We start from the raw sequence: 23556 nt of genomic DNA on the forward strand, positions 1-23556 counted from the left end.
CGCAGGAGTCTCGCGCCTTCCACTCCAATCAACATTGTGAAAAATCAATCTTGAGCCTTAACACAGCCTAAAAATAAACCTTGTATCAGTATTAATTTTGTTCACGTTTTCTCTCAATTTAATTTTTAAATCTTGCCTCAATGGCTCGTGCGTGAGCTTCCAAACCTTCGATCCTAGCGAACTCGGCAATTTTAGCGGCGTTTTCCTTAAAGGCCGTTTCACTATAAACGATCACGCTTGATTTTTTCTGGAAATCCTCAACGTTTAACGGGCTGGAGAAGCGTGCAGTACCATTCGTTGGTAACACATGGTTAGGCCCAGCAAAATAATCCCCGACTGGCTCAGAGCTATAACGCCCAATAAAGATGGCTCCCGCATGACGAATTTGTCCAAGTAGCTCAATGGCATTTTCGGTGACAATTTCCAAGTGTTCAGGCGCTAGTTTGTTAACCGTTTCTACCGCTTCTTCCATTGTTTCTGTCACATAAATGGTTCCGTAATGATCAATCGATGCCGTTGCGATGTCACGACGTGGTAAATCGCTGAGTTGTAAATTGACCTCAGCTGCGACTGCCTCAGCTAACTGTCTTGAAGGAGTAACGAGAACACTGCAAGCACGCACGTCATGTTCCGCTTGCGATAACAAATCTGCTGCTACTTCATGAGGTCTTGCACTATCATCCGCTAGGACGGCAATTTCACTTGGTCCGGCAATCATATCGATGTCGACATCACCAAAAACCTCACGTTTTGCTAGCGCTACATAAATATTTCCCGGCCCGGTGATTTTATCGACCGGTTTAATGGTTTCAGTTCCGTAAGCTAACGCTGCGATGGCTTGGGCACCGCCAACCTTGTAAATTTCCTTCACTCCGGCCACGTTAGCCGCAACTAATACTGCCGCGGGAATGGCCCCATTTTTACCAGGAGGAGAAACGACGACAATTCGTTCGACCCCAGCCGTCTGTGCGGGAATGACATTCATAAGCACCGAGGAAGGGTAAGCTGCTGTCCCACCAGGAACATATAATCCAACTGAGTCCAATGGAGTAATCTTTTGACCAAGGATGGTTCCATTTTGTTCAGTAGTCATCCACGAAGGGCGGAGCTGTTTTTCATGGAAGGAGCGAATATTCGCAGCTGCCTCCTGAATGATTGTTAACTGATCCTCACTAACATTTTCATAGGCGTGACTGATTTCCTCCTCACTTACTAAAAAACTAGAAAGAGAAATGCCATCGAATTTTTCTGTATATTGCTTTAATGCAAAATCTCCATTTTGGCGAACATCGTTGATAATGGCTTTGACAGTAGCACGCTGGTCTTCCGTTCCACCCTCAACCGACCTTTTAATCGAAATATCTTCACTTACCTGCAAGATTTTCAACAACCATCATCCTTTCTAAGCTATTCAATCACTTCATTTAGGCGTTCAACCAACTCACGAATTCGATCATCCTTGATTTGATAACTGACAGGATTGACAATGAGCCTTGAAGTGATATCAACAATTTCCTCGTATTCCACTAAACCATTTTCCACTAATGTACGACCAGTTGACACGATATCAACGATCCGATCTGCTAGGCCAATGATTGGTGCTAACTCGATTGATCCATTCAGTTTAATAATTTCTACTTGTTCACCTTGGGCGCGAAAATAGGCTGCCGCCACATTAGGATATTTCGTCGCAACTTTTGGAGCGACGTCACTCATTGCTGTATTCGGTACTCCAGCAACAGCTAAGTAACATTTACTAATCTTTAAATCTAATAATTCGTAAACATCACGCTCTTCCTCAAGCATGACATCCTTCCCTGCAATCCCTAAATCGGCTACACCATACTCAACGTAGGTAGGAACGTCCATCGGCTTTGCCAGAATAAATCGAAAATTCTCCTCAGGGACATCGATAATCAGCTTGCGAGAATCCTCAAATTCAGGCGGTAGCCGGAAGCCAGCTTTCCTGAGCAAATCAGATGCTTCCTCAAAAATTCTTCCTTTTGGCATCGCAATCGTTAACATCCTGCTCATTCTGCAGACCCCCTTTCTTGTTTCCCAATCAAAAGAATTGTATCTGCAAACTTGTTCGTTAAGGAATCTACATTTTTCACACCATTTATATCTTGTAAAATAACTTGCTGACCTTCTGCCCGCTTTTGATTAGCTAATTGGAACGCTTCTTTCCGACGTTCTTCACTGAACAAGATGCATTCAATCGGCTCTGGTTTTTCCAACTCACCGAGTGCTTCTAACAGACGGTCAACTCTGACCGCAAATCCTGTTGCTCCAGTTGGTTTACCGAATTTCTCTAATAATCGATCATATCGCCCGCCACTTCCAATCGGGAACCCAACCTTACCTGCGTATAATTCAAATAAAATACCCGTGTAATAACTCATATGACTGACCAAGGTCAAATCAAATTTAACATTCGTTTCAACGCCGTAATCAGATACGATATCCCATAATTGCCGCAATTGCTGAATCGCGTTTCGGCCCTGCTCGTTCTCGATCAGGCTAAGGGCATTTTCAATTACTTCCTCCCCACCGCGCAGCTGTAATAAATCAAATAAACGCTGCTTATCAATAGAAGAGAGGGGGAGAGCCTTTACATGTTCGCGATAACCAACATAATTTTTTTCATATAAGAATTTCGTGAGCGTTTTTGTGCGCTCCTCTGTTCCTAATATTTGCATAAATAAATCTTGAACAAAACCAATATGCCCGACTGAAATTTGAAAATCTTTTAAACCTGCTTCCTTTAAGGAAGAGATCATTAACGCAATGACTTCTGCATCTGCGCTCATGGTATCATCTGCAATACACTCAACCCCAATTTGTTCAAACTCAGCTGGACGTCCACCTTCTCGCTGTTGAGCTCTAAACAAATTAGCTGTACTTGCCAGTCGTAATGGTAAATCATCATTCAATAACTTTGATACTGCAACCCTAGCAATTGGCGCTGTCATATCAGGACGAAGAACAAGTGTATGTCCTTGTTGATCTAATAATTTGAACAGGACTCCATCCAATATCGCCGATGCTGATCCAACCGTATCAAAATATTCTAATGTGGGTGTTTGGACAAATTGATAACCCCACCTCTTCATTTCCTCTGCAATTTTCCGCTTCACGCGCTGCTTGGTTTCGTATAAATCTGGAAGTGTATCTCTCATTCCCAGCGGCTTTTCAAACATAAATAGACTCATAAGCTCACCCTTTTATATACATATATTAATTGTTCAGAACCAATTTTTCTGAAATCCTTTAGTTCGCTAATGTGGTAGTACAATGAAGTTATATGTAAGTGTACTCTTGATTAACCTATTCGTCAAGCAGAAAAAGCTCCTCAAAACACTTTAATACATTAATGCGAAACAGGGTGCCTGACCCCCGGTGGTTTAACGCATTAAAGTACGCACCGGGGGTAGACACCCTATTTAATAATACGCATCGGGTTTCCTCCGACAAATGCGCCCGGTGGGACATCTTTATTGACAAGTGTACCAGCGGCAACGATTGCTCGATCGCCAATTGTGAGACCAGGTAAGATGGTGGAATTAGCACCTATCATCACTTCATTTCCAATCACGACTGAACCAAGTCGATACTCATTAATTAAATATTCGTGAGCAAGAATCGTCGTGTTGTAGCCAATAATCGAATTGTTTCCGACGCTTATTTTTTCTGGGAACATAATATCCGGTACAACCATTAAGGCAAAGGCGGTTTTTTTTCCGACTTCCATCCTTAAAAACGTACGGTAAAGCCAATTCTTAACACTTAGGAACGGAGTATAACGTGCGATTTGAATCACTATAAAGTTTTTTACCACTTTCCAAAAAGATACCGTTTTATAAATCTGCCATAACGAATTAGCACCTTCAACTGGATAACGTGTTGTTTTTCTCAACTGCTTATACCCCAAGAATGGGAAGAAGATCGCGCATATTATCAAGGATGTAATCAGGGTGATATATTTCTAAAGATTCCCTGCCTTTAGCTGCCCAGGCCACTCCAGCAGTTTTAGTACCAGCATTTTTCCCAGCAAGTACGTCATGATAATTATCCCCAACCATAATGGCCGTTTCAGGACTGGAGTTTAGCTGCTCTAATGCCTTAAAAATAGGCTCAGGATGTGGTTTTGGATGACTGACACGATCAAGTGCAACAATGGTTTCGAAGAAATGATCCATCTTCGTCAGTTTTAAACCCATCAAAATCACATTTAACATTTTTGTACTGACAATGCCAACCTTAAAGTTTCTCTCTTTTAATGCCGAAACGGTCTCGTAAACACCCTCAAATTCCCTTACCAGTAGGTCATGATTCGAAATATTGTACTGACGATACGTTTTAACCATTTCATCAACCTTTTCCTCATTAATAGCTGAAAAAGTTTCAATCAAGGATGGTCCCATAAACGGCATTACATCCGCCCGCTTATACTGGCCGGGTTGATAAATTTCTAATGTATGTAAAAAAGAAGAAATAATCAGTTCGTTCGTATCAATTAATGTTCCATCTAAGTCGAATAATACTGTATTTATACTATTGTTCATATACTGCTTCCTTTCTTTTGAACCTCGGTTCTAACTTAAGTTGTTGAATCACAAAATCGCACAAATCAATGATAACGATTATTGCTTTTTATCTAAATAACGCACATCAGCATATCCTTTTTTCCGCCTGATGATCCACAGAACCACATCCACAATGACTAAGGCGAAGGAAATTGTTTGTGCCATGCGCAAATTCTCTGTCAACATCAAACTATCTGTCCTTAGTCCCTCTACAAAAAAGCGTCCAATCGAATACCAAGTGATATATGATAAAAAGATTTCCCCACGCCCGAGATTCACTCTTCTTAAAGCTAGAAGGAGGAATACTCCAAGTAAGTCCCAAATAGATTCATATAGGAAGGTTGGATGATAATAGGCACCATTAATGTACATTTGATTAATAATAAAATCAGGTAAGTGCAGGTTTTCTAAAAAGGCACGAGTAACCTCACCACCATGTGCCTCCTGATTCATGAAATTTCCCCATCTGCCAATGGCTTGGCCAAGAATGATACTCGGTGCAGCGATATCAGCTAACTTCCAGAATGAAATGTTTCTCTTTTTCGCAAAAAAGTAGGTAGTCGCGACTGACCCAATCAATGCTCCATGGATGGCAATTCCACCATTCCATATTTTCGGAATATCACCAAGGTGTTGCGCATAATAGTCCCATTCAAATAAAACATAATAAATCCGTGCACATATAATAGCGATTGGGATTGCCCATAACATCAAGTCAGGAAAAACTTCATTCGGCAAGCCTCTTTTGTCTCCCTCTCTCATCGCCAACCATAAGGCAAGTGCGATCCCTGTCCCAATAATCACGCCATACCAATGAACTTGTATCGGCCCGAGCGAGATGGCAATCGGATCAAGCGGTTGTATCATTGCTTCCATTATCTATTCTCCTCATTCACTTCACATCTAGAGATTAAGATGCAAATTTAATAATCCTCTTGGTCACCTTCATCAATAACGTCCGATAAGCGGTTCGTAAATTGTTCAGCTGCATTAACGCCCATCCGTTTAAGTCGCGTATTCATGGCCGCAACCTCAATAATAACGGCAAGATTTCGACCAGGGCGAACTGGAATCGTCAGCTTTGTTACTTCCGTGTCAATAATTTTCATTTTTTCTTCATCTAAACCAAGACGGTCATATTGTTTGTTCTGATCCCATAGCTCTAAATTAATGACTAAGGTGATTCGTTTAAAACTACGAACAGAGCCTGCTCCAAACAGTGTCATTACATTAATGATCCCTAATCCCCGAATTTCAAGTAAATGCTCAATCAACTCTGGAGCATGACCAACAAGGGTATCTTGATCTTCTTGACGAATCTCTACACAATCATCTGCAATAAGGCGATGACCCCTTTTCACAAGTTCTAGTGCAGTTTCACTTTTCCCCACTCCACTTTGTCCAGTAATTAATACACCCATCCCATAGATATCAACCAAAACTCCATGGACTGCTGTGGTCGGTGCTAGCTTGCTTTCCAAATAGTTAGTCAGCCTACTTGAGAATCTTGTCGTCTTCATTGATGCCCGCATAACTGGGACTGATTCACGTTCAGATGCCTCGATTAATTCAACTGGTACCTCCAGCCCTCTTGTAACAATGATACCAGGGGTAATATCGGTACATAACTGCTCCATCCGATACTGCCGATCCTTTTCGTCTAGCTTTTCAAAAAAGGACAATTCAGTTTTTCCTAATAACTGAATTCGCTCGGCAGGATAGTAATTAAAATAACCAGCTATCTCAATTCCTGGTCTTGAAATATCACTCATAGTAATTGGACGGTTTATGCCTTCTTCTCCACTGATAAGCTCCAGATTAAACTTCTCAATGATATCTTTGGTGCGAACATTTGGCAAAAGAGCCTCCTCCTTCATTTGAACAAAAATAAAATATAGTTGCAATAATATAAACTTTATTTTAGCACTTTTTTTCAAAGAACCAAATGGTACGGTTCTATAATAAAAGTAATTCAGGATAACCTTTCAAATTTAAGCGAAACCACTATGTCCTTTTCGTTACCCTAAACATATATTATTGGGGAATAGATATTAATAAAAAGAATAAAAGGAGTGGTAGAATGAAAATCATGTTAGATGCAGGTCATGGGTATAACACAGCAGGAAAAGCTAGCCCCGATGGCATGCGAGAATACGAATTTAACAGAGCTTGTGCAGCCTACGCAAAAGCATTCCTTGAGGGCTATCAAAATGTGACCGTCTATTATGCCCATTCTGACCAAACCGACGTACCACTTCAACAAAGAACCAATAGCGCAAATAATTTAAAAGTTGATTTCTATGTCTCAATTCACGCCAATGCCTATGGAACTAGTTGGAATAATGCTAGCGGAATCGAAACTTATGTATATATAACAAAACCTCCAGTTGCCCTTGCAGCTGCTCAAAAAATACAAAATCATCTCATTGCCGAAACAGGATTGCACAACAGAGGAGTCAAAACGGCAGATTTCCATGTGCTGCGTGAAACCAACATGGACGCTGTCCTAGTTGAATGCGGGTTTATGACAAACCCTGAGGAAATTAAATTACTACGTTCTGAAGCCTACCGCCGTACCTGTGCTGATGCCATTGTCAAAGGTGTCGCGGAACAATTTGGATTAGCAAAAAAGCCTACACCTGTGCCACCTCCTACCCCTGCACCCTCAACAGGAATTTATAAAGTACAAGTTGGAGCCTTTAAACAAAGAGATAATGCAAATTCATTAGCTGTACGGTTAGAAAAGGATGGCTTCCAACACTTTGTTTTTTCTGAAAACGGCTTATTTAAAGTCCAAGCCGGCGCATTTAAGGACAAACAAAATGCCGATGAGCTCCTTGAAAAACTAAGAAATGCTGGATACCAACCATTCGTTTACCGCGATTAATATATCGTGAACCATAGGAAATAGCCGGCAACCTCACTGCCGGCTATTTTGATTCCTTTTTTTCTAGCAACATCTTTTGAATCAATACATTAAATATTGACATGAGAATGGCAACAAATAGTGCCATTCCAAACCCATTTATTTCAAAGGCATTGCCCATAATCGAATCTGTTAATCTTAATGTAATCGCATTGATAACAAATAAGAAGAACCCTAATGTTAAAATGGTGACGGGCAAGGTTAAAATAATTAAAATCGGGCGCACGAGAATGTTCAAAATAGACAGAATAAAACTAGCTGTAATCGCTGCTCCAACACCAGAAAGCTTAAATGAATCATCAAAATAGCCAGATATCCCCATAAACAGAACCGCATTAATCAATATTCCAATCAACCATCTCATATTAATAGCGTTCCTGTTCGTTCGGTATGACAAATACAAGAATCATATACAAAAGAAACAATGGGAAAAACCCGGTCGTAAATAACAATATAACGAAAATAATTCGAAGCAAAACGGGGCTGACACCTAAAGAATTGCCCAGTCCTCCTAAAACACCTGCAAGCTTACGATCAGACTTAGACCGAACTAATTTATCCATCACACAGCCCTCCAATAAAAGGATTTTTCTTACAATTTACCCAAAAATATTTTTTCAGATTACACAATCCTTTTACTTTTGAAAATCCATCGTAAATGACTTTTTAACTGAAATTGATCCTGTTTTTGTGTCTGCATCAATATTAAGCGGCTGTTTATCAGTCAAAATCGGCTTAAAATGTAAGCTCTTTTGAACCATTTCAGTTTTCTCTTCAATGATTTGAATTCCATCAAGTTCAACGGAAAAGCTTCCTAGATTCGACTTTAGCTCGCCAACGACAGGAATGCCTTCTGGAATTAGCAACTCAATACTTCCAGTAACTGTTTTAACATCAATCAATTCACTATTTGCTCCAGTCAGCTTACAGTTAATATTTCCATTAAAAGATTGCATTTCTACACGGGAGTAATCCCCCTCTAATTGAATGGCACCATTTAATGTCTCAGCTTCTAATTCAGTGATAACGCTGTTTTGAATCTTTATTTTACCATTGGCAGTCTCAGCCTCCAATTTTCCACCGTTCAGTCCAACTGCAGCAATTCTTCCATTCGCTGTTTTCATCTTTAATGATTTAACATTTAAGTTTTCACATTGAACTGGACCATTAAACAACCTGACACGGACATTTTCATAATCCTCTTGTGGAATATAAAGAATGGCATCAACTTTCATCCACTTAGGTTGAGCTGCAAACCGTAGTGTTCCCAGTTCCACATTAAATTGGATATCTTTTAAAAAACTAGCGCGTGCTTCGTCCTGTGAAGATGCCCGATAAACCTTAGCCTTACATTCAATCCGCACATCACTTTGATCCCATGGTTTTAACACCACAGAGCCATTTGCTACATCAATATCGATATTACGCAATTGGACATCACCATGTTGAAAAATATGAGAAATTTCTGTTGCCTGCCCAAAGTTAAAATCTAAATCAAAATCTTTAATTTTCTTAAAAGCTGAATCAACAAAATCGACAATTTTATCCTTTAAAGACTGATATTTGAATTGGGTGGAGTCTTCCTCCTTCTTTTCTTCATCAAATTTCACAACCGTAGATAACTCGTTAACCAACTCTTCCTGCTTTTTTTCCATTTTTTGTTGTGATTTGTCCAAATCATTTAATAACGATAGTGCCTCTTCTGCCGATAGTTTTCCTTCTTCAACCAACTTTAAAACCCGTTTCCGTTCTTCTTGCATAGTTAACCCCTCCAACTAATTTTTCTAACGGAGCACCTTTATTCCTTGTATGATGTTCCAAATGATCACAATTAAACCAAGAAGGAAACAAACAATAAATGCAGGAATAATAATAAACGGGACAGTAGACTCTTGACCTGTTACCCCCAACACGATTCCCCAAATAAAAAACGGAACAGTGATAAGTGGGACAAGGTGAGAGAAAAATGCTCTTTTTGCATGCCCCTTGACCTCTAAATCTTCAGAGGCGAAGTAAACAATTAATGGGAATAGTCCTTGCAAAAACAACACGCTGAAATAGGATAAAGCCGCTAAAACTTTTTTGGTATCCACCGTGACTCATCTCCTCTTATTATTTACGAAAGACGTGTCATGAAGTTTCATAATGGTGAAAATTTAAATGAAATACTTTCTTAAATATACAAAAAGATCTGGCAGCCATATTCTTCGGTGCCAGATCCTGAGTAGTTTCGTATTTTATTGTTTTATGAATAGTTCCCTAATGCTTCTTTTTCAGCAATATTCTGGGTCATTCTTAATCGGTCACGTTCAAGAATCGGTTTTAAATATTTCCCAGTATAAGAAAGTGGGACTTCAGCAACTGCTTCAGGGGTGCCAGTTGCGACAATCGTTCCACCCTTGTCTCCACCTTCAGGACCAAGATCAATCAGGTAATCCGCCGTTTTAATAACATCGAGGTTATGCTCAATGATCAAAACCGTATCACCATTTTCCACAATCCGCTCTAATACATGCAACAGTCGTGAAATATCATCCACATGAAGTCCGGTTGTCGGTTCGTCAAGAATATAGAGCGAACGTCCATTTGAACGCCGATGAAGTTCAGAAGCCAATTTTACCCTCTGAGCTTCTCCGCCAGATAGAGTTGTCGCCGGTTGCCCAAGAGTAATGTATCCAAGACCTACATCAGCAATGGTTTGTAATTTTCTTTTGATTTTTGGATGGTTTTCAAAAAATACTACTGCATCCTCTACAGTCATCCCTAGTATATCAGATATATGCTTTCCTTTGTATTTTACTTCTAAAGTTTCACGGTTATACCGATTTCCATGGCAAACCTCACAAGGAACATATACATCAGGAAGAAAGTGCATTTCAATTTTAATAATCCCATCGCCACGACAGGCTTCACAGCGTCCACCCTTAACATTAAAGCTAAACCGTCCTTTTTTATAGCCACGGACTTTCGCTTCATTGGTTGATGCGAACACATCGCGAATATCATCGAACACACCTGTATAGGTTGCAGGATTTGATCGTGGTGTTCTTCCAATTGGCGATTGGTCAATATCTATAACCTTTTCAAGTTGCTCAATCCCTTTAATCTCCCGATGCTCTCCAGGCTTGATTTTTGCATGGTGAAGCTTATGCGCCAATGCTTTATGAAGAATTTCGTTGATCAAGGTACTTTTCCCAGAACCGGATACCCCGGTTACCACAACAAACATTCCTAAAGGAATTTTGACATTCACATTATTCAAGTTATTTTCTTTGGCACCTTTTATTTCAATAAAACGACCATCAGACTGGCGACGTTCAATCGGAAGTGGAATGAACTTTTTCCCAGATAGGTACTGACCAGTTAACGAATGAGGATCTGCCATAACTTCTTGCGGTGTACCTTGAGAAATAATCTCTCCGCCATGTACCCCAGCTCCTGGGCCGACATCAATCAAATAATCTGCAGCCAGCATCGTATCCTCGTCATGCTCAACGACTATCAGTGTGTTCCCGATATCGCGCATATTTTTCAACGTACCGATTAATCGATCATTATCGCGTTGATGGAGTCCAATTGAGGGCTCATCTAAAATATAGAGCACCCCAGTCAATCGAGAGCCAATCTGAGTTGCTAAGCGAATCCGTTGTGCTTCTCCACCTGAAAGAGTTCCAGCAGCTCGGCTGAGTGTCAAGTAATCTAAGCCGACATTGATTAGAAAGCCTAGTCTCTCTCTTATCTCTTGAAATACCATATTAGCGATTTTCATTTCCTTTTCAGATAATTGAAGCCCTTCAAAAAATTGATTAGCCTCAACAACTGATAGGGATGTGATTTCCCCAACATGATGACCTGAAATTAATACCGACATCGCTTCCTTTTTCAATCGATAGCCCTTACAGGTTGGGCATGAATGCTGGCCCATATATTTTTCCATTTGCTCCCGAATATAGTCTGAACTCGTTTCCTTATAACGGCGTTCGACATTTCGAATGACCCCTTCGAACTCGATATGACCCTCGCGCACTTGGCCAAAATCGTTTTCGTAGTGGAAGAAAATTTTATCTCCCTTTGAACCATAAAGGACCTTATCTAGCAAATGTTCGGGAATTTCACTTACTGGAATATCCATATCCACTCCATAATGTTTGCAAACCGCCTCTAGTAACTGCGGATAATACTGTGAACTAGTTGGCTCCCATGGGGCAATCGCATGTTCTTTCAAGGACAAATCATGGTTTGGAATCACTAAGTCAACATCAACCTCGAGCTTTGAACCCAGCCCATCACAATCTGGACAAGCACCGAATGGACTATTAAAAGAGAACATTCGTGGTTCAAGCTCTCCAATTGAAAAACCACAATGGGGACAAGAGTGATTTTCGCTAAATAGGAGCTCTTCTTCGCCCATCACATCGATAAAAACTCTTCCACTTCCTAATTTCAAAGCAGATTCAAGCGAATCAGCTAAGCGGGAGGAAATACCGTCTTTGACGACAATTCTGTCAATTACAACTTCGATGGAGTGCTTTTTATTTTTATCAAGCTCAATATCATCACCAAGGTCATGCATTTCTCCATCAATTCGAACACGAACGTAACCTTGCTTTTTAATATCCTCTAAAGTTTTAACATGGGCACCCTTTCGCCCAGAAATGATTGGAGCAAGGATTTGCAGCTTTGTGCGCTCAGGGTATTCAAGAATCCGGTCCACCATTTGTTCCACCGTTTGCGAGGAAATCTCGATGTTATGGATCGGACAAGTAGGTCGACCCACCCTTGCATATAAAAGACGTAGATAATCATAGATTTCTGTAACTGTTCCCACTGTTGAACGCGGATTCCGACTGGTCGTTTTTTGGTCAATCGAAATTGCTGGTGATAACCCTTCAATGGCGTCTACATCCGGTTTATCCATCTGCCCTAAAAATTGGCGGGCGTACGCAGATAGAGATTCAACATAACGTCTCTGCCCTTCTGCATAAATCGTATCAAAGGCCAAAGAGGACTTCCCAGATCCAGAGAGCCCAGTTAAGACCACAAGCTTATCTCTTGGAATGGTCACATCAATATTTTTTAAATTATGAGCTCTGGCCCCTTTTACAATTAGTTTATCCATTGCCATGTATATGTCATCCTTCCGCTTTCAACTCAAATATTAGATCACGAAGCTCGGTCGCCCGCTCGAAATTGAGGTTCTTGGCTTCTTCTTTCATTTCTTTTTCCATTGTGGCAATTAGCTTTTCTCTTTCTTTTTTGTTCAGCTTGCCAAACGCTGTTGCAGGTTTGTATTCCTCTGGATTTTCGGCAGCATAGGTCGCACGAATGCCTTCCCGAATCTCCTTTTGAATAGTCATTGGCGTAATTCCATGCACTCTGTTGTACTCTTCTTGGACTTGTCGACGTCGTTTTGTTTCGCTAATTGCAAGCTCCATCGAATTGGTAATCCGATTTGCGTACATAATGACATGGCCGTTTGAATTCCGGGCTGCTCGACCCATTGTTTGGATTAAAGATCGTTCGGAGCGGAGGAATCCTTCTTTATCTGCATCAAGAATCGTGACTAAAGAAACTTCAGGGATATCAAGACCTTCTCTGAGCAAGTTAATACCAACAAGAACATCATATTTTCCAAGCCGGAGTTCTCTGATAATCTCGATTCTATCAAGCGTTTTTACTTCAGAATGAAGGTACTGAACCTTAATGCCGATTTCCTTCAAATAATCGGTTAAGTCCTCTGACATTTTCTTCGTTAAAGTTGTGACCAACACCCGTTCATTCCGGGCAATCCGATCATTAATTTCGCCAATCATATCATCAATTTGCCCTTCGATTGGTCGGACATCAATCGTTGGATCAAGCAGACCAGTAGGACGGATAATTTGTTCGACCATCACTGGGGTATGTTCAAGCTCATATGGCCCAGGAGTGGCTGATACAAAGACACTTTGTTTGATATGTCCTTCGAATTCGTCGAAGGTTAACGGGCGGTTGTCGAGTGCTGACGGCAAACGGAAGCCATGATCTACTAGCACTTGTTTTCTGGCTTTGTCACCATTAAACATCCCACGAACTTGCGGCAAGGTCACATGCGACTCATCGATAACAAGCAGGAAATCCTTTGGAAAATAATCAATCAAGGTATACGGAGTAGATCCGGGCGGACGAAGCGTTAAATGGCGTGAATAGTTTTCGATTCCGGAACAGAACCCCATTTCCTGCATCATTTCCAAATCATACCGAGTCCTTTGTTCAAGGCGCTGTGCTTCAAGGAGTTTGTCATTGGCACGAAGCTCCTTTAGTCGTGCTTCGAGCTCTTGTTCAATATTTTGAATGGCTACGCGTAGCTTTTCCTCACGGGTTACGAAGTGGGAAGCTGGAAAAATGGCAACATGATCCCGTTCAGCCATTATTTCTCCTGTTAAGGCATTTACCTCACGTATTCGGTCAATTTCATCGCCAAAGAATTCAATGCGGATGCAATGTTCATCTCGAGATGCTGGGAAAATTTCTACTACATCCCCTCTAACGCGAAAGGTTCCCCGTTGGAAATCGATGTCATTCCGGCTGTATTGGATATCAACTAGCCTACGTAGCAGTTGGTTCCGCTCCATTTCCATTCCTGTCCGGAGGGACACGACTAAATCACGATACTCCTCTGGTGATCCTAAGCCATATATACAGGAAACGCTAGCGATGATAATGACATCCTGCCGTTCGAATAAGGACGAAGTCGCTGAATGTCGTAATTTATCAATCTCTTCGTTGATGCTAGAATCTTTCTCTATAAATGTATCAGTCGAAGGAACATAGGCTTCTGGTTGAAAGTAATCATAATAACTAACAAAATATTCAACCGCATTATTCGGAAAGAATTCTTTAAACTCACTATATAACTGACCCGCTAATGTTTTGTTATGAGCAATAATCAAGGTTGGTTTATTAATCTCTTTGATGACATTAGAAATCGTGAAAGTCTTCCCTGTCCCGGTTGCTCCTAGTAGGGTTTGATATCGTTTCCCTTGGCGTATCCCTTCAACAATTTGGCGGATAGCCTCCGGTTGATCCCCTTGTGGTGAGTATTTTGAAACTAATTCAAACTGGTCCATCACCTTAGACCTCCTTTTTGAAAAATAGCCCTGAATAATCGTATATAAATCAGCATTTTTTGACGCTGATATGTCAATTGTGATTACTAATCTTCTATATTACATTCTACCACAAACGAGGGAAAACAAACCAACAATAAGCGAACAAATATTCGCTGATGATTGGTTGAATATGGAATTTATTGCCCGATATTGGTGTTTTGAGATAGGCATTTAGAATTTGTCGGCCGTTTTTCGGATTTTGTCGGCCGTTTTTCAGAATTTTATCGGCCGAAAACCAAAAAATCCCATATACAACAAATTCCCTTTTAACCGTAAAAACCACAACTCCATAAGCTGTGGCGAGTCTTTTCTATTCAATGGTTTCGTTGTTACGCTTTTTTTCGGGTTTTTTCGATCATTGCAGTGCTGTACCAAAACCCTACAGTCAGCGAAAAGGCGTCAACAATAATTAACCACCATGTATTCGTGTACCCTTTATAAACAGACGCAGCAATAAGCGCAACCGTTAACACTAACCCAATGATATGGCTATAGGTTACGCGGGCAAACAAAACAACCACCATGCCCGGAAGCAAAAGAGCAGACAAAAACTTGAGTACCATTGCAACACCTTCCTTCTAAGTAAAATGATGATGTCCGAACATCTTATTAATTAATAGAATAACCTCTAAGCATGTTATTTGCAAAGCTTAAACGTCAATTCATAGTTTTCTTATATGATTTATAAAATTAGTATTGAATTTTATGAAATATCCCTATATAATTAAAATTAACAAATATTGAAAAAACTAACTAAAGTTCACTAATAGACGGTATATATTTTTTATCGCTTCCACCCTACATCTGGAAGCAGAAAGAGGGGCAGAAAAATGAATGAGGTAAAAAGTAAAGTGATTGCTGGCGCTGAACCATTTTTATTTATAGGAAATGGGGTAGGAATCCTCCTGTCCCATGGATTTCTCGGAACACCCCAAAGTGTCCGTGAGCTTGGGAAATTGTTAAATAAATTCGGTTTTACGGTGTATGCACCTCGGTTATCTGGTCATGGGACATCAATTTATGATATTGAAGAGGCTAAATATTCGGACTGGCTGAAGGATCTTGAGGCAGGTTATCTTAAACTTAAAGAAACTTGTCATGATGTCTTTATTGTTGGGCAGTCAATGGGTGGCGCGCTCTGCTTACAACTGGCCGCCAAGTTCCCGGATATTAAGGGTGTCCTAACGATTAACGCGGCGCTTCATGTCCCTGCTTATGATCAATATCGAAATGGCAATGGTCCGCGCTTTGTCGCCGAAGGTGCTCCAGATATCAAGGATCCACAGGCCTTTGAAATCACCTACGATTCTGTCCCGATATCTGCGATTCATGAGTTGCAAAAAGTGATTGAAGCAACTGCCGACCAACTTAAGAATGTTCACACCCCTATCCTTGTCTTTACATCAAAATTAGATCATGTCGTACCGCCATCTGATTCACGAAAAATTTTGCAAGATATTTCATCAAAGTTTAAGCAACAAATTGTGTTGGAAAATTCGTTTCATGTTGCTTCGCTTGATTTCGATAAAGGCTTCATCGCCAAGTCTTGTTATGAATTTATTAAAAAATTTACTAATAATTAAGCACCAATGCTAATAAACATATAACGTTGGGTTACTTTCTCGCTTCTACTTAATGAAAAACACGAGGTCTACTCTCTAAATCGGGGGTTAGCCTCAACATACTTAAGGGAGATTAGAAATAATGAAGCTTTTACAGGAACGGTTTTATGTGTTCATTAGCGTGTTGTTTACTGTGTTGGTGTTTGCCTTTTTGATTAGCAATTTTCCAGTTGAGGAAAACAATTCTCCGGAACAAAGTCCTGTCGCCGATGCGAGAATACAACCCGAGAAAAAATAGGACAATTTATTTAATCAAAAACGCAACCATAACGACAAAAATCAAAGAAGCTGACTACCAAATTGGTGTCAGCTTCTTTGATTTAATGATTATTCTTCACCTTGAACAGGTTTCTTTTTAAATTTGCTCAATAGTTCGTACACGATTGGCACGATCAGCAAGGTTAACAAAGTTGAACTAGTCAGACCCCCGATAACCGTTACGCCCATGCCTTTGGAGATGAGTCCACTGCCTTCCATTCCAAATGCTAGTGGTAATAAGGCGCCAATAGTTGCAATCGCCGTCATCAAGATCGGCCGAAGTCGGGTTGATCCCGCCTCTAATAAGGCTTCGCGTGTACTGTAGCCTTCACGCTCTTTATGAATGACGCGGTCAATCAGCACGATCGCATTGGTTACTACGATACCGATTAACATTAATGCCCCAATCAAGGATGATACACTCAGCGTCTCCCCGGCAATTAGCAAGGCTACTAACCCACCAATAATCGTAAACGGTAGCGAGAACAGAATCGCAAGTGGCGCAAGACCGCCGCCAAACGTGATCACTAGGATCAAATACACAATCGCAATGGCTGCTAACATCGCCAGCCCTAACTGTGTAAAGGCACTATTAATATCCTCGGTAACTCCACCCATTGAAATTTCGATGCTATCTGGATGGTCAATTTTATCCATTTTCACTTGCAAATCCTTAGATGCCTTAGATACATCATCAGTTTTAGGCTTACCGCTTACTTGGACAGAAATCCGACCATCGCGGCGAGTAATCGTGTTAGACGTTTTTCCTTCTTTCACTTTTACAAGCTCACTAACAGGAACTTCAAAACCAAGTGGTGACTTAATTTTCTTGCTCGTTAAATCTGAAATACTAGAAATGGCCTCTTTTTCGACCTGCAAATAAACATTAAGCCCTTCGCCGTCCTTTTCAACTGTTGTTAAAACAGGACGCTGCATATTTGGCATAAGTCCCATGCCAATTTGACCAGCAGTTAAGCCTAGTTTGCTTACTTTGGCTTGGTCTACAACTAGAACATATTCATCGTATGTTTCAGCAATACTCGACTTGACGTCTTTAAAGTTCTTTGTCGAGTTCATTTTGTCTTCGATCTCTTTCACAATTGGCTCGATCTCTTTCAGATCATCGCCGTAGACGTGGACAACGATTTCATTGCTACCAGCACTTGCCGAGAAATCTTGGCTACCCCATTCACCTTTTTTAGTCATCTTGTTTAAATCTTTAATGACCGTTTCTTTTTCTTTTTCGAAATTCTTCGTATCATCTTTATAATTCACAAAGAACATGGCATCCTTGCCGCTTCCAGGGTTCATCGGGTTTTGCCCACCTAATGAAAACTGGACCGTTTTGGCATCTTTTCGATCCATAAAATAGCTTTCCGCTTTTGTGGTTAGCTGCTCCACTTCTGATAACGTTTCGCCAGGAGCCGGCTTGTACGTTGCAATAATCATTTTGTTTTCATCCGCTGGAAGGAAGCTAACCCCAATAATTGAAACTAAGAAAAAGCTTCCTACGAGCATTAAAATCGCAATCGATGAAGTGATCGCTTTATGGTTCAACGCCCAATTCAAAACTGATTTATATACACCAGCCAATTTGCTTGGCTTGCCCTCTTCATGATGCACCTTTTGCGCTAAATTCTTCTTAAACAAACTGTGTGCTAGCATAGGCACAATTGTGATGGCAACTAGTAACGATGCCAACAATGAAAACACAATAGTTAAAGCAAACGGCATGAATAACTCGCCAATCATTCCTTTAACCAAAGCCATTGGTAAAAATACAGCAATCGTCACAAGTGTCGAAGACAAAATCGGCATAAACATTTCTTTCGTGGCTTCACGCACAAGCGCTTTGCCCTTCAGTTTTTCACCAGATAATGACATTCGCCGGAAAATGTTTTCAATCACAACGATGGAGTCATCGACAACCCGACCAATCGCCACCGTCATTGCCCCTAATGTCATCATATTTAGGGTGATGTCCATTTGTTTTAACAATAAAATCCCAATTAACAATGATAAAGGAATCGATACAACTGAAATCAATGTTGATTTAAAGTTGCGCAAGAATAGCATAATGATCAGCACGGCAAAAATAGCCCCAAAGATCGCTTTACTTAACATCGTGCTTACTGACTGTTCGATCGGCTTAGCCTGGTCAAAGGTCGTATTCACATCAAGACCTTTCATTTTATCTTCGAAGTCAGCTAATTTATCTTTAACTGCATTAGCAACTGTTACGGTGTTCGCATCAGATGCTTTTATGATTTGAATGCCAATCGCATCTTTTCCGTTTGTCCGCGAAATCGTTTCTGCTTTTCCAACAACCTTAATATCAGCAATGTCGCCAAGCTTGACAGTTGGCAAGCCTATTGACTGGGTTCCAGGCGCCGATTGGGTTCCTGTTGCTGACTGGTTGCCAGGCGCTGTTTGCGGTGTTCCAGTTGTCACCGGTGTTCCCGCTCCCGTTGGCACGCCTGACATTCCAGAAGCACCTTGCGCCCCAGCCGTTCCTTGCTCTGAACCACTTCCTTGTGCAGCTTGAGCGCTGGCACTTGGCATCACTGGGATCTCCATTGATTTCAAATTAGCAATGGTGATCATTTTCCCATCAACCACGACCGACTTCTCACTATTTCCAAAAGTGTACAAACCTAATGGAACCGCTACATTCGAGCCTTTAATAATATTTTGAACCGTATCCTCGCTCAAACCGTACTGTGCCATTTTATCTTTATAGAAAACAAGCTCAGCCTCGTTCACAAGCTGGCCGGAAATTTGCACAGATGCCACTCCATTCAGGCCTTCCAATGCCGGAACAATTTCCTTTTCCATTGTTTTCGAAAGCTCTGAAAGCGACTGCTTGTCATTGGCGACGCTAGCCGCTAAAATTGGAAAAGCATTCATGCTCATCCTAGCGATGTCCGGATCCTTAGCGCCTTCCGGAAACGACAGATTCGCTAATACCTTATTAAGCTCATCCTCTGCCTCATCCATGTTTTTCTCATATTTATACTCAATCTGAATTGATGATGCATTTTGAAAGGATGATGAGTTGACAACACTGACACCATTCAGGTTTTGAATAGCCTGCTCAATTGGCTTTGACACCTCATCAGCAACTGCCTGAGGTGTTGCACCCGGATAAACCGTAGTCACACTAATCATGGGCACATTAATATTTGGAATCGTTTCAAGCTTCATATTCATTCCCGAATACAAGCCTGCCACGGTGATGATTAATGTTAATAGCCATACCGCATATTTATTTTTCAAGACAAAATTGATCATACCGTTCATGTAGGAGATCCTCCTTATTTTTATGGCTGTATTAAAGCTCAATGTTGATTTTTTGCACAATGTTGATTGGAGTGGAAGGCGCGAAGACTCCTGCGGGAGCAGCGGGACAGGTGAGACCCCGCAGGCGCTTTAGCGCCGAGGAGGCTCACCGCCCGCCCCGCGGAAAGCGAAGCGCCTGGAACGGAAATCAACATTCTAGTTTAACAGTGCCATTTTTATAAAAAAAACAACATTGACCACCTGGTCAGGTTCGTTAATAATATAAATGACTAGTCAGTCACTAGTCAATAAAAAAATCCTTAAATTATTCTTAAATCACAGGAAGTGAGTATTAATATGAAGGAAAAAGAAATAGCCATAATCGAAGCATCGATTAAGTTATTTGCAAAAAAAGGCTTTGACTCAACCTCCATTCAAGAAATTGCCACCGAATGCAATATCTCAAAGGGGGCATTCTATCTATATTTTAAGTCAAAGGAATCCTTGCTGCTCGCAATCTTCGAATATTACTACCATCAAATAAAATCAAGACTTGAAGCATTGGAGGACAAAAACCTAACACCTCGCCAGCTTTTCGTTGAACAGCTAGCAGGGCAACTTGATGAAGTCCAACGCCACAAAGAATTCATCATAATGCAAACACGAGAGCATGCCATTCCCTTTAATAATGAAGTGGCTAATTTTATAAAAATAATGCGGATCCAGACACAACAATTTTTCCAGAATGCCCTACTTTCGATTTACGGTGAAACCATTCGCCCATACGTGGTCGATCTAACCCTGATGCTGCTGGGAATCATCAATTCCTACTTTGAACTGATTATTTTTAATAAGTCCGACGTTCATTTAAACTACTTAGCAAGGTTTATTTTAAAAAGAATGGATAGTTTAGTGGAGGGATTTAAGGCTTCCGATGAAGTTCCAATTGTGACTACAAATCCATTTGGTGTTAGTCCTGAAACCCATGAATTGGGGAAAGATGGCCTGCTCGAATTATTATCGCAAGCTATTTTGGAGCACAAATTGGCGGGCGACCTGCGAATTTCGCTCGAAGTACTGGAATCAGAAATCAAAAGTGACACACCTCGAACACCAGTCATTCAAGGCATGCTAGCTACTCTCAATCACGAAAACAGCTTGGCCGAATTACAGGAGAAAATAGCAGGGTATTTTAAGATAAAATTGCTTTAACAAAACAGCGGTGGCTCTAATTCGAGCCACCGCTGTTTTGTTTATCATTTTTTTCTAAGTGAAAGACCTAAAGACAACAAACCTACAAATAATGCAGCAACAGAAAGATAAAGTGGAACATCTGGCGAACTTGTTTCTGTTGTAGATTTTGTTTCCTCTATTGGTTGCTCAGTTGTTGCAGCGCCGTGGTCATGGCTTTCAGCAGAAGCATCAGCAGGATGCACTACGGTCACTGATGCTTCTGCACCAACCCATTCAACTACACTTCCATCTTGATACGTTTGATATGCTTTCCAAACTATTTCTTTGGCCTTGTCTTCTACTTTCCCCTGCATGTTAAATTGACCGAATTCAGTTGGTGATAGACCAGCGCCCTCTGCTGTCCAGGTAACGCTCGTAATTTTACCAGAAGCATCCTTTTGAATTTCATATGTCCAGCCTGGCTTTGGTTCAAAACGGGAGATGTTAACATCAGCAGAGAACTTCACTTCAATTTTTGTCGTTGGGACGGTTTCGTTCTCAGAAGGAACGCGGACTGTGAACACCTCATAGCTCCCTTGTGTCGTTTCCTTCGGTTGAACCGTGACATGTGCACTTGCCACCCCTGCAAAAAGCGATATTGCTCCAATCATTACGGCAATTAAAGTTACTAGCTTTTTCATATTAATTAACTTCCTCTCTTTAATAAACAATGAATTCTTTTTCATAAACATGTTCGTCATCGTTAGAATCTAACACCCTAACTTCCATTATCCAATTCCCCGTAAATGGAAGATAATTCCCTTTCGCCATATAATGAACATTCTTATTTGGCTCGTAGCTAGCAAATGGTACTTGAATCGGCGCAACATCTAGATGGTCTTTGGACTTTAAAAAAAGTTCAATTCGTTTGATGGCTACGTCTGGTTTATCTGAACTGGCTGCAACCATGAACATATTGTAACCAGGTACCTTTGGTGAGATAAACGTTGCGAGTTCAATGCCCTTCTCATGTTTGTGCCATTCTAGCGATTGGTTTTGTGGGAGCGGGCTTAAATGAGTAAAGATCCCGACAATCCCTACTACTAAAATCATGATTGTAAAGTCGACTTTAATTAAATTACCAATTACATGTTCCTTATTCTTTTTCATTGAAAATCTTAAAATACCACCAATTAAGATGACACAAAACACAAGAGCTATTTTTACAAGCAGCCAAATTCCCCATTGGGTATAAAGAATGTAGTGGGGTTTTGGTAAAAAAATGAGAGTTGATGCAAGACCTGTGACGATTAGCACGATGATACTGATCAATGCTGCTTTTGAAAAAATCAGCATGAACTGCCGCACGTGTTCTCGTTGCTGTTTCCAACATACCACCATATAGAAAAGTCCTCCTACCCATATCGCGGCAGCAAGTAAATGAACGATATCAATCGAAATGGTTCGTAGCGGAGGATCAAAGGCCAGCGCATGTCCATTCACACTTTTTGCCCCAAGGAGCAGAACGACCCATAATCGATCCAGCCAGTTATTCCGATGTAAGATTGCGAAGCCTAAAGTTGATAAAACCATGAAGATGGTCCAGGAAATCCCAGCTGTTGTTTCGGTTAAAATAACCTCAATTCCCTTTAGTGTCCAAGTGTCTAGTAATTCATTAAAGTTCAGCGCACCCATGACCAAGTTTATAGTCAAAAATGCGAATAGTAGATACGTTGTCCACTGTCGATAACTTGTTTGCTTCTGTGAGAAATTTAGTTTTCTTACTGTCGGCTCCCAAAGAACCCAACCTGTAACAAACAGTAAAGCTATGTAATATAAAACTCTTACCACAGATTGAATGATTGTGGCAAGGGAGGATCCCTTTTGTTCGTTATGTAACTCGTTTTGTTGCCTGATACTAGCATCTGCCACTTCTCCAACTGAAATGACGTAGGAACCCTTCACAGGATGACCGTCTGCTGATAATACTTGATAAGATATTGTATAACGACCATTTGAAAGAGTAGGAATTTTTTGCTGCAATTCTTTTTGATCTATACTCATCTTCGTTTTATTTTTACTAATGACTTCACCTTGATCATCGAATACCTTGATAGAATAGAGCTCTTTTTCAAGCCTTTCATTAAAAGAAAGCACAATTTTGCTCGGAGCAGTCTGGAGGATGCTATCAGGTGTTGGGTTTGCCTTTTCTAATATCGCATGTGCAAGAACATTTTGAGGAATAACAAGAATGAGTATAATAGAGGACAAAATGAGAAGATTGGACAGAGATCTCTTAACCATGTTAGCTGCAGCCCCAACTTTTTTAATATTTTCTCCATTTTACACACTCCCCCTCTTTTTAACAATTAATTCAACTTTACCAGCATATTAATGTCGTTATTAGAAAAACTGTTACCTATTTGCCTCGAACTTTAGTCGATGAATATGGAGAATCTATTGAGTTTCTATCCAGAAATTGAGGAGTTTTGGCTGATATTTTTGTGATTGATTGTAGGAATTGGTAAAAAAAGTCAAGTTGCTGATATATTTGTTTTTTT

The 23556-nt window shown here is 40.6% G+C and carries 21 protein-coding genes; 4 read left to right on the forward strand and 17 right to left on the reverse strand.

What is annotated here, in order from left to right; all coding sequences use genetic code 11:
- Positions 1-118 precede the first annotated feature (118 nt).
- The 7 genes from hisD to hprK form a co-directional block, all read right to left on the reverse strand.
- Positions 119-1387 (reverse strand): histidinol dehydrogenase, encoded by a 1269-nt coding sequence (gene hisD, locus B1NLA3E_RS20120; protein WP_015595657.1) that lies wholly within the window; start codon positions 1385-1387, stop codon positions 119-121.
- A gap of 20 nt (positions 1388-1407) precedes the next feature.
- A complete protein-coding gene (hisG, locus tag B1NLA3E_RS20125) occupies positions 1408-2034 on the reverse strand; it encodes an ATP phosphoribosyltransferase (protein ID WP_041580730.1) in 627 nt (208 codons plus the stop codon).
- A complete protein-coding gene (locus B1NLA3E_RS20130) occupies positions 2031-3212 on the reverse strand; it encodes an ATP phosphoribosyltransferase regulatory subunit (RefSeq protein ID WP_015595659.1) in 1182 nt (393 codons plus the stop codon). The genes hisG and B1NLA3E_RS20130 overlap by 4 nt, the downstream gene beginning before the upstream one ends.
- Positions 3213-3439: 227 nt before the next feature.
- Positions 3440-3916 (reverse strand): acyltransferase, encoded by a 477-nt coding sequence (locus tag B1NLA3E_RS20135; RefSeq protein ID WP_041580731.1) that lies wholly within the window; start codon positions 3914-3916, stop codon positions 3440-3442.
- Positions 3917-3920: 4 nt separating this feature from the next.
- Positions 3921-4565, reverse strand: coding sequence for a pyrophosphatase PpaX (gene ppaX / locus B1NLA3E_RS20140; protein ID WP_015595661.1), 645 nt, complete (start codon positions 4563-4565; stop codon positions 3921-3923).
- Between the two features lie 78 nt (positions 4566-4643).
- Positions 4644-5462: a prolipoprotein diacylglyceryl transferase gene (lgt, locus tag B1NLA3E_RS20145; RefSeq protein ID WP_015595662.1), complete on the reverse strand. Its 819-nt coding sequence runs from the start codon at positions 5460-5462 to the stop codon at positions 4644-4646.
- Positions 5463-5509: 47 nt separating this feature from the next.
- Positions 5510-6445, reverse strand: coding sequence for an HPr(Ser) kinase/phosphatase (gene hprK, locus B1NLA3E_RS20150; RefSeq protein WP_015595663.1), 936 nt, complete (start codon positions 6443-6445; stop codon positions 5510-5512).
- A gap of 221 nt (positions 6446-6666) precedes the next feature.
- On the opposite strand from hprK, the gene B1NLA3E_RS20155 reads away from it, so the two are divergent.
- Positions 6667-7473 (forward strand): N-acetylmuramoyl-L-alanine amidase, encoded by an 807-nt coding sequence (locus B1NLA3E_RS20155; protein ID WP_015595664.1) that lies wholly within the window; start codon positions 6667-6669, stop codon positions 7471-7473.
- 43 nt (positions 7474-7516) lie between these two features.
- Here B1NLA3E_RS20155 and B1NLA3E_RS20160 read toward each other — a convergent pair whose 3' ends face one another.
- The 7 genes from B1NLA3E_RS20160 to B1NLA3E_RS20195 form a co-directional block, all read right to left on the reverse strand.
- Entirely contained in the window at positions 7517-7876 is a 360-nt protein-coding gene (locus tag B1NLA3E_RS20160) for a phage holin family protein (protein ID WP_015595665.1), read from the reverse strand.
- A gap of 1 nt (position 7877) precedes the next feature.
- Entirely contained in the window at positions 7878-8075 is a 198-nt protein-coding gene (locus B1NLA3E_RS20165) for a PspC domain-containing protein (RefSeq protein ID WP_015595666.1), read from the reverse strand.
- Positions 8076-8147: 72 nt separating this feature from the next.
- On the reverse strand, positions 8148-9272 hold the full coding sequence (locus tag B1NLA3E_RS20170; protein WP_015595667.1) for a DUF4097 family beta strand repeat-containing protein: 1125 nt from the start codon (positions 9270-9272) through the stop codon (positions 8148-8150).
- A gap of 24 nt (positions 9273-9296) precedes the next feature.
- Positions 9297-9605, reverse strand: a complete 309-nt coding sequence (locus B1NLA3E_RS20175; RefSeq protein WP_015595668.1) for a hypothetical protein — start codon at positions 9603-9605, stop codon at positions 9297-9299.
- Positions 9606-9757: 152 nt separating this feature from the next.
- The gene (uvrA, locus tag B1NLA3E_RS20180; RefSeq protein WP_015595669.1) at positions 9758-12637 is read right to left on the reverse strand and encodes an excinuclease ABC subunit UvrA; all 2880 of its coding nucleotides are present in this window, start codon (positions 12635-12637) and stop codon (positions 9758-9760) included.
- Between the two features lie 7 nt (positions 12638-12644).
- Positions 12645-14624, reverse strand: coding sequence for an excinuclease ABC subunit UvrB (gene uvrB, locus B1NLA3E_RS20185; RefSeq protein WP_041580732.1), 1980 nt, complete (start codon positions 14622-14624; stop codon positions 12645-12647).
- Positions 14625-14992: 368 nt separating this feature from the next.
- Entirely contained in the window at positions 14993-15226 is a 234-nt protein-coding gene (locus B1NLA3E_RS20195; RefSeq protein ID WP_015595671.1) for a CsbA family protein, read from the reverse strand.
- 267 nt (positions 15227-15493) lie between these two features.
- Here B1NLA3E_RS20195 and B1NLA3E_RS20200 point away from each other — a divergent pair, with 267 nt between their 5' ends.
- Both B1NLA3E_RS20200 and B1NLA3E_RS25430 read left to right on the forward strand, forming a co-directional pair.
- Positions 15494-16246 (forward strand): alpha/beta hydrolase, encoded by a 753-nt coding sequence (locus B1NLA3E_RS20200; RefSeq protein ID WP_015595672.1) that lies wholly within the window; start codon positions 15494-15496, stop codon positions 16244-16246.
- A 121-nt stretch (positions 16247-16367) separates the two neighbouring features.
- Positions 16368-16523: a hypothetical protein gene (locus B1NLA3E_RS25430; protein WP_187292117.1), complete on the forward strand. Its 156-nt coding sequence runs from the start codon at positions 16368-16370 to the stop codon at positions 16521-16523.
- A gap of 89 nt (positions 16524-16612) precedes the next feature.
- On the opposite strand, the gene B1NLA3E_RS20205 is transcribed toward B1NLA3E_RS25430, so the two are convergent.
- Positions 16613-19843 (reverse strand): efflux RND transporter permease subunit, encoded by a 3231-nt coding sequence (locus tag B1NLA3E_RS20205; RefSeq protein WP_015595673.1) that lies wholly within the window; start codon positions 19841-19843, stop codon positions 16613-16615.
- A 336-nt stretch (positions 19844-20179) separates the two neighbouring features.
- On the opposite strand from B1NLA3E_RS20205, the gene B1NLA3E_RS20210 reads away from it, so the two are divergent.
- A complete protein-coding gene (locus B1NLA3E_RS20210) occupies positions 20180-21034 on the forward strand; it encodes a TetR/AcrR family transcriptional regulator (protein WP_015595674.1) in 855 nt (284 codons plus the stop codon).
- Positions 21035-21078: 44 nt separating this feature from the next.
- Here the strand turns inward: B1NLA3E_RS20210 and B1NLA3E_RS20215 are convergent, their stop codons facing one another.
- Positions 21079-21696 (reverse strand): YcnI family copper-binding membrane protein, encoded by a 618-nt coding sequence (locus B1NLA3E_RS20215; protein ID WP_041581237.1) that lies wholly within the window; start codon positions 21694-21696, stop codon positions 21079-21081.
- Between the two features lie 19 nt (positions 21697-21715).
- Entirely contained in the window at positions 21716-23299 is a 1584-nt protein-coding gene (locus tag B1NLA3E_RS20220; RefSeq protein ID WP_015595676.1) for a copper resistance CopC/CopD family protein, read from the reverse strand.
- Positions 23300-23556 lie beyond the last annotated feature (257 nt).

Source organism: Bacillus sp. 1NLA3E, assembly GCF_000242895.2.
Lineage (GTDB): Bacteria > Bacillota > Bacilli > Bacillales > Cytobacillaceae > Bacillus_BU.